The 7,475-nt window shown below is 45.1% G+C and carries 5 protein-coding genes; all 5 read right to left on the bottom strand.

Features of this window, described 5'->3' with window-relative positions; translation table 11 throughout:
- Positions 1–139: 139 nt before the first annotated feature.
- Entirely contained in the window at positions 140–1,750 is a 1,611-nt protein-coding gene (locus ACBR23_RS27635) for a DUF1565 domain-containing protein (RefSeq protein ID WP_371118532.1), read from the bottom strand.
- Positions 1,751–1,935: 185 nt separating this feature from the next.
- Entirely contained in the window at positions 1,936–2,532 is a 597-nt protein-coding gene (locus tag ACBR23_RS27630) for a Uma2 family endonuclease (protein WP_371118533.1), read from the bottom strand.
- 410 nt (positions 2,533–2,942) lie between these two features.
- Positions 2,943–4,679: a hypothetical protein gene (locus tag ACBR23_RS27625; protein WP_371118534.1), complete on the bottom strand. Its 1,737-nt coding sequence runs from the start codon at positions 4,677–4,679 to the stop codon at positions 2,943–2,945.
- A 166-nt stretch (positions 4,680–4,845) separates the two neighbouring features.
- Positions 4,846–6,357, bottom strand: coding sequence for a cryptochrome/photolyase family protein (locus ACBR23_RS27620; RefSeq protein WP_371114589.1), 1,512 nt, complete (start codon positions 6,355–6,357; stop codon positions 4,846–4,848).
- A 150-nt stretch (positions 6,358–6,507) separates the two neighbouring features.
- On the bottom strand, positions 6,508–7,161 hold the full coding sequence (locus ACBR23_RS27615; RefSeq protein ID WP_371114588.1) for a class I SAM-dependent methyltransferase: 654 nt from the start codon (positions 7,159–7,161) through the stop codon (positions 6,508–6,510).
- Positions 7,162–7,475 lie beyond the last annotated feature (314 nt).

Genomic DNA, 7,475 nt, shown 5'->3' with positions numbered 1-7,475 from the left:
AGTCCGATCTTTCGTCCCCCTTCCCCCCTTGGGGGGGGCTAGGGGGGGGTGGGGATTTAGGGGGATCTAGACTCAGGTAAAAACCAGATTTCTCAAGGCTTTCAGGCTTAAGTTGACACCTATGCCCTTCCCCATACTCCTAGACGATGTAAGGAGAATTAATAGGCTGGGCGCGATTGGTGGCGACTAGAGTTTGGTAGATGAGAGCGGATATTTCACCACGAGTGATGTCGCGGGCTGGGGAAAAGCGATCGCGCGCTGGATAATTCACCACCATTTTACGCTCTGTGGCCGTTGCTACCTGAGCGGTGGCAAAACTGGGAATCAAAGCGCGATCGCTGTAAACACTCAAAGAATTGGGGTTTCCGCCCACAAGCTGCAAACCATTGACCAAAGAAACAACAGCCTGAGCCCTAGTCAAATTCTGATTTGGGCGAAACGTAGTGTCAGGATATCCAGCCAAAAAGCCAGCCCGATTAGCTTTTTCGATCGCCGTTTGTGCCCAAAAATCCGCCGCCACATCCTTAAAATTGGTTGCATCGCGGCGAGGAGCAAGTTCAAAAGCCTTCGCCAGCAAAGCAGCGTACTGAGCCCTTGTCAAACCTTGATCCGGCTTAAAAGTGCCGTTAGGAAAACCACGGATAATATTCATGTTTGTCAAACGTTCAATAAAATCCTTAGCCCAGTGAGTGCTGATGTCGCTAAACTGAATGCCGCCAGGAGTGGGAGTTGGGGTTGGAGTTGGGGCTGGGGTTGGAGTTGGGGCTGGAGTGGGAGTTGGAGTTGGAGTTGGGGCTGGAGTGGGAGTTGGGGCTGGAGTGGGAGTTGGAGTGGGAGTTGGGGTTGGAGTTGGGGTTGGGGCTGGGGTTGGGGTTGGGGTTGGTGTCACCGAGCCCAACTCAACTAAACCTTTCACCAGAGAGGAATTAATCTGATTTCCCACAGCGAAAATTTTGACCCCAGTGGCGTTTTGCAAGTCAAATTCACCGTTATTGACAAACACATTACCACCCAAATCTTGAGCAGTACCAACATCAGGCATCGCTTTCCCCACCACTGTCAAGCCGTCTTCCACATTTCTTTCAATGCGATTCTTGCGTATAGTTGGTTGTGAATCGCCTGCGAGGACAATCCCAGAGCGATTTTGCAAAATTTGGTTTTCCACAATCAAAGGAGCGGACTGAGCTTGTAGAGAAATACCAAAACCTGTATTTTGAAAAGTATTGCGCCGGAGTACACCTTTAGCGCTACCAGCCATAATCACGCCAGCGGCAGAGTTTTCCAAAAAGATGTTATCGAGAATAGCCGGATTAGCAGTGCCGGTGGCAAATATTCCTTCCCGCTTGGATTTAGTCAAAGTGCAGTTAGCCACAGTGGGAGAAGTTGATTCAATCCAAACTGCGGTGCCGCGAATCTCAGGGTTGATGACAGTTACTCCGCGCAATTCGGCATCGGTTCCTAGGAGTATAGTGACATTTTGACCAGCGGCGCTGGGACTGACAAATTTGCCGCTTCCTTGGATGATAATGCTGCTACCTTTGTTGGATTCATTACCGATTATTTTGATTCCAGAGGGAATGTCTAGGGGGAATTGTTCGCCACTGGCTGCGCTGTAAGTTCCGCTGGCTAGCTGAACGATCGCTCCGTAGGGGGCGATACCGATCGCGCGGGCTATAGTTTTCAATGGGGCTGATTGGCTACCGGCGGCTGCATCGGAACCTGTTGCGGAGTTGACGTATAGTGTTGCCATGTTTTTGCTAAAGAGATAAGGTGCGATCGAGCTTTTGTATAATTTTCATTCTCTACCAACTTGACCCCGGATCTATAGCAATCCTTGCGGGAGTCGTAATATTTTTACCCCACCCCAACCCTCCCCTTACTAAGGGGAGGGAGTAAGAAATGCACAAATGATTTAGGATTGCTATATATTCTGTTTCATTCGCCAACAGTCGAAATTCCCTGCCCAAAAACCTTCACCGCTTCAGCCAAATCAGTTTCGCCCATCAAAATTGAGCGCCTTAGTAAGTCAATATCCAGCCTTTCCAATCCTGACAGTTGACTCTGAATTACTTCTTCATACCCATTTTCCCGAAGATGATATAGCCGCAAGGTACCATCCTCCCAAAACCAGATTTCTGGCACACCCAAAGCCCGATATTTTGGCAACTTTGTCAGTCCACCGCTAGTATAAACCACCTCGATCGACAAATCGGGAATCAACTTAGGTTTCCCGAAACAAAATGATTTGTCTGCTTGGGTTGAAACTTCTCCCATTTTCTCCTGCGTCATGGAACCACAAGGGTAAAACCTAATGCCTTGCACCAGCAGAAAAGTTGTCACTAGATAACCAATGATTTCCGAAAAATGTTCGTGTTGGAATCCCGGCATCAGAATCTCGATTGCGCCTGCAAAGAAAGACAACTTTATGCCAGGGGAATCTTCGGAACCCTTTTGGATTAACTTGAATTGTTCCCAGGTGCCGTTGAGCACCACTCGTCCATCGAGAATTTCGCGATCGAGAACTTGTGTCATTGAGCCGCACCATTATCTCCTATGGGAATTATAGCGTATTGGGCGATCGGCCCTAACAGTCAGCGCTGGTCGTGGTGCGATTCCAAAATGCAGTGCTTAAAATTCAAAAAGTCGATGGTTAAATCGATAATCTTTCTTGTTGGTTTCGCAGTCTAGATCCCCCCTAACCCCCCTTAATAAGGGGGGAACCGGAATCTTCTCTTTTCTGGTTCCCATGCTCTGCCTGGGAACCAATATCCAGAGGCTCTGCCTCATCTTAACTCCCACCCAATTTCGCAATTTCTGGTTCCCATGCTCTGCCTGGGAACCAATATCCAGAGGCTCTGCCTCATCTTAACTCCCACCCAATTTCGCAATTTCTGGTTCCCACACTCTGCCTGGGAACCAATATCCAGAGGCTCTGCCTCACCTTAACTCCCAGCCAATTTCGCAATGCAAGATGTTTCCAATACCACTAAAACATCGTTCTGAAAAACAGCACAACTTGTCATTGCTTCAGCTAACACAGGAATTTTCCCTTGTTTGAGAGCAAGCATCGCCTTTGGTGTAGAATCAAAGTCTTCGATCCAACCGTAATCCTTTACATACTCAAGAGTCAAGGCATTGCGTTCGAGCATCCAGAAATCTATTCCATATTGATTAATAAACTTTTGCACCACAGAGCGATCGGGACTATATTGAGCGCGAATTAAATCGTTAACTCGCTGTCTAAATCTGGTATAATAGCCTTTTTGATAAGGCACTGCATATTCTTTTCCTACCAAAACCGAGCGCTGACTAAAAGTTGGCAGGTTGTCCACCTCTGGCGCTAGGGAAGCAATCAAAATATCTGGCGGTTGCTGCTGAAAAAACTGGTACAATTCGGGCATTTTACCCTCTACATACCCAACGCTAGGAAATTTCTCCACTAAGCAGGGATAAAGCACAACTACCACAGCAATTATCGCTGTTGTGATGATTGCCACTAGATTTTTGATGCTAATTTTGGTTTCGGTTGTCTTAGCCCAATTTCCCACTCCATTTAGGAGCAAAGTTAGGGCGATCGCACTTAAGAACACTACAATAAATCGCAAGCTATAAGCAGTATAGCGTCCAGGCTGATATAATTTAAAAATGGTAGCATGAGCTGCAAGAAACATGAATAAAGATGCTAAAAATAGTTGCAGCAACAGCCAGATATTACTTTGAATCTGTTTGGCTACAGGAAAGTGCGATCGCCATACCAATAGCACCGGAAATAACCATGCAGCACAGTGAGTAACGGGGGTAAACAGGGACTTGGGAAACATCCCACTACCCCGGCCAGTCAGCCAATAATCTAGGGGATTTGGACGAAAAAAAGCATTTCGGCCTTGGGGCGCAAATTCGGGCATTGTTTTAGCTTCTGCTGCTGTATAAGCGGGGCCAAATTCCGATTTATCTAGGGCATAGGGTAGCATTACTAAAAACACAACTCCTAAAACTGTAGTGCAAAATAGGTAATTTGTGCGATCGCGCGACAAGCGCAAACTACCTTTTTCCCAATCCAGCAACCGCAAAACTAAGATACCCGCAGCTACCAATGCGTAAGGAGGGTAAAATAGTCCGATTAAGGCGATCGCCCCTAAACAGGGCAGCAGGGAACGTCGCAGTAAATAATATAAAAAAGCGAGAAATATCGGATAGATAAAGGCTCTGGGCGTTGTGGAAGCCAAATCGTCTGTCATCCACATATGTTGGTTTAGCAGCAAAGAGGCAATAAATCCAGTCATGGGCACTGGCAGTATTTCTAGGGCAATGCTAAAACAGTAATAAGTGGAGATTAAGCTGAGGAAAAGCGGCAATATTTTGTGAAATAATAGGGGAGAGATGCCAATTGTGGCTGCTATTTTGTAGAGTGTGCTGTAGCCTGTGGGGCTGATGGATTGAAAGTAGTTAGCAATGAAGTCGTTGGGAAACAAATCGCGATCGACAAATCGCATCATCCAGAAAACGTGTTGTCTGGCATCGTCTTGCACGATATACTCGCCACCGAAGGCTTGTCTTAGTCCTAACCAACCATAGATTGCCGCAAATGTCAAGCTTAAAGCTAACCAAAAGATGGTGCGCGATCGAGATTTATCATCATTTGTGGCAGTCAGAAATTTGTGCAAGGGGGCGATGAACATGGGGGAAAAATAATATCAATTTCGTTCACACTCCCCGCGCGTTTACGCCGGGGATTCTTTATTCTACGAGCCAACTTGCTTTGACAGGATTTCTCCAACCAAAGTAGAGGTAAACAACCGCCCAGAATTCGATGTCTAAGGGCAGGGCGACACCAACAACCAATAACTAATGACTACTGACTAAATGCCATTCATGGGCTTTTTGGGTAATAGTTGCCAGCTCTGCGGAGGACATTTTGTCCAGATTGGCTAAAATAAAGCTCATGCGCCCGATCGACTGCAATTTTTCCCGGTGGCGCGCCAGGAAGTCCCAGTAAAAAAAATTGAAGGGACAGGCATTTTCGCCCGATCGCACCGTGCGATCGTACTTACAACCCCGACAATAATCGCTCATCTTATTGATATAGTTCGCAGACGCAGCATAGGGTTTAGACGCCAACACACCGCCATCCGCAAACAAACTCATACCCAACACATTTGTCTGCATTACCCAGTCGTAGGCATCAATAAATGCACTGTGGAACCAGTTTTCCAGCTCCTGTGGCGAGATGCCGGCAATTAGACCAAAATTGCCCAAAATCATTAATCGCTGGATGTGATGCGCGTAACCAGTGCTTTCGACTTGACTTAAAACTTGATGCAAACAGTTCATATCAGTTTTGCTAGCATCCCAAAAAAACTCCGGCAGCGGCTGAGTGTGGTTGAACCAATTCTTCTGAAAATAATCAGCATCCACATAAAAATAAACACCCCGAATGTATTCTCGCCAGCCCAGAATTTGGCGGATAAAACCCTCAACGCCGTTTAAATTTAAGTCATTGTCTAAGTAGGCTGTTTCCGCCGCTTGAATAACTTCTAAAGGATGCAGTAAGCCAATATTCAAATAAGGAGAAATAAGCGAATGCCACATGGTTTCCTCCCCCGTTACCATCGCATCTTGATAAGGGCCAAAGGTGGGGAGACTTTGGGTGATAAAATTATTTAACACTTGCAAAGCTTGCTCTCGCGTCACGCCCCAGCGAAAAGGTTCCCCATCTCCGTAAGTTGGGAAAGATAGAGCCTTAACATCGGCGATCGCTTCTTGAGTTATTTCATCCGGCTCAAACCAAATAGTTGGCGGTGTATTCAGTTTACCTTTTGGTGGCTGGCGATTTTCTTTGTCAAAATTCCACTTACCCCCTACTGGTTTATTTCCATCCATTAAAACTTGGAAACGCTGGCGGCTAACTCGATAAAAATCTTCCATTAACAGGCGTTTCCGGCTGGATGCCCAATCTTTAAATTCTGCTTCACTCCACAAAAATTGGTTGTTAGCAATTAAAGTAATTTGGCAGGGAAGTTGCAAGTTTTGGATTTTTTGTAAAAAAGGTCGATCGCTCGGTGTCATCACCCGCAATTCAGTGATATTATCAGTTTCAATCCAAACTTTCAGAGGAGTTTCAAAATCCGCCGCTTTGGCATAAGCAACTTGATAGCCACTGTTACGTAATTCTGCGGCAAAATGTCGCATTGCCGACCAAATTAAAACTAACTTCTGTCGATGATAGGAACGTTCAAGAACCTGTTGCCAAGATTCAATTAAGATAATTTTGGGAAATTCTTTCAGATTAAGTGTGCTGGCGAGAGCAGCTTGATTGTGCCAAAGTTGATCGCCTAATATCCAGATGCCAACTGTCATTTTTTTTGATGATTGATTTTATTAGTTTGTTTTACCAGGCTTGTTTAGACTTTTAAACGGTTTTAACATCCCAATTGATTTTGCATTTTTTAGCGGGTATTTTATTGGTTGACTTTTTCCAAGTTGGTCGTAATTTTAGCATCTATCGAATTACTTCGTCTTAATTGTGGATTTGCTGGAGCATAACATTGATTTCCAAAGATAGGGAAACCTCCCAGCAAATCTAAACTCAATATCCGTGTATTGTTCAATCTCTAATACCTTTGACAAGGTTTTGACCGAAAAAAACTTGACATGACCATTATCCCAAAGTACAGTAAAATGATTGTCCATTTTACCAGTAATTGCTAATATCAAATTTTTTAAATAACCATGATAGGGAGTGGAAATAATTAGCGTACCTCCGGGTTTAAGACATTTTCGGGCAGCTTTTGCCAGTTCTTTTGGATAAAGTAAATGTTCGATTACTTCAATGGCGAGGACAACATCAAAGGAATGCGGTAGATCGACTTCGGGGAGAGCGTAAATATCTGCTTGGATAAACTGACACTCCGGGAAACTTTCACGAGCAATTGCTATGCCTGGTGCAGAATTATCAACGCCAACAACTTCATAGCCTTGCTCTGCGATGACGTGACTCAAGCTACCATTGCCACAGCCGAGATCTAAAACTCGGAGTTTTTTCTGGCTGGTAGCTTGCAGTTTTACCAGCATTTCCAAAAGGGGGGATAGCAAATAAGCGTGATGATATCTGGGACGATTATTTGTATAATAATAGGTATAGTCACTAGAGTTTTTTTTCATCGATTAAGTAAGCTAGGAAGATGATTGTCGATCGCTCTAATCCTCAGCAAGTGTATGGGCTGTTTGAGCTGATGTTCATTCCCTGGGGGTTGTGAAAGTCGATCGACCATTCCATCATCTCATTATTTGACCTCGCTGAAGATAAAACAATCAGGGCGATCGCCCTCTGCGGGCACATTAATACGATTGGTAGAATACTAGCATGAAAACACTGAAGTTTAAACTCTACGCACACAAACGGAATAGACACCTCAAGCGCACAATTAATGCTGCTGGGGTGATTTATAACCATTGCATTGCCCTACACAAACGGT

The organism is Microcoleus sp. (genome assembly GCF_041354475.1).
GTDB lineage: Bacteria > Cyanobacteriota > Cyanobacteriia > Cyanobacteriales > Microcoleaceae > Microcoleus.
This window is presented reverse-complemented; position numbering and strand designations above follow the sequence as displayed.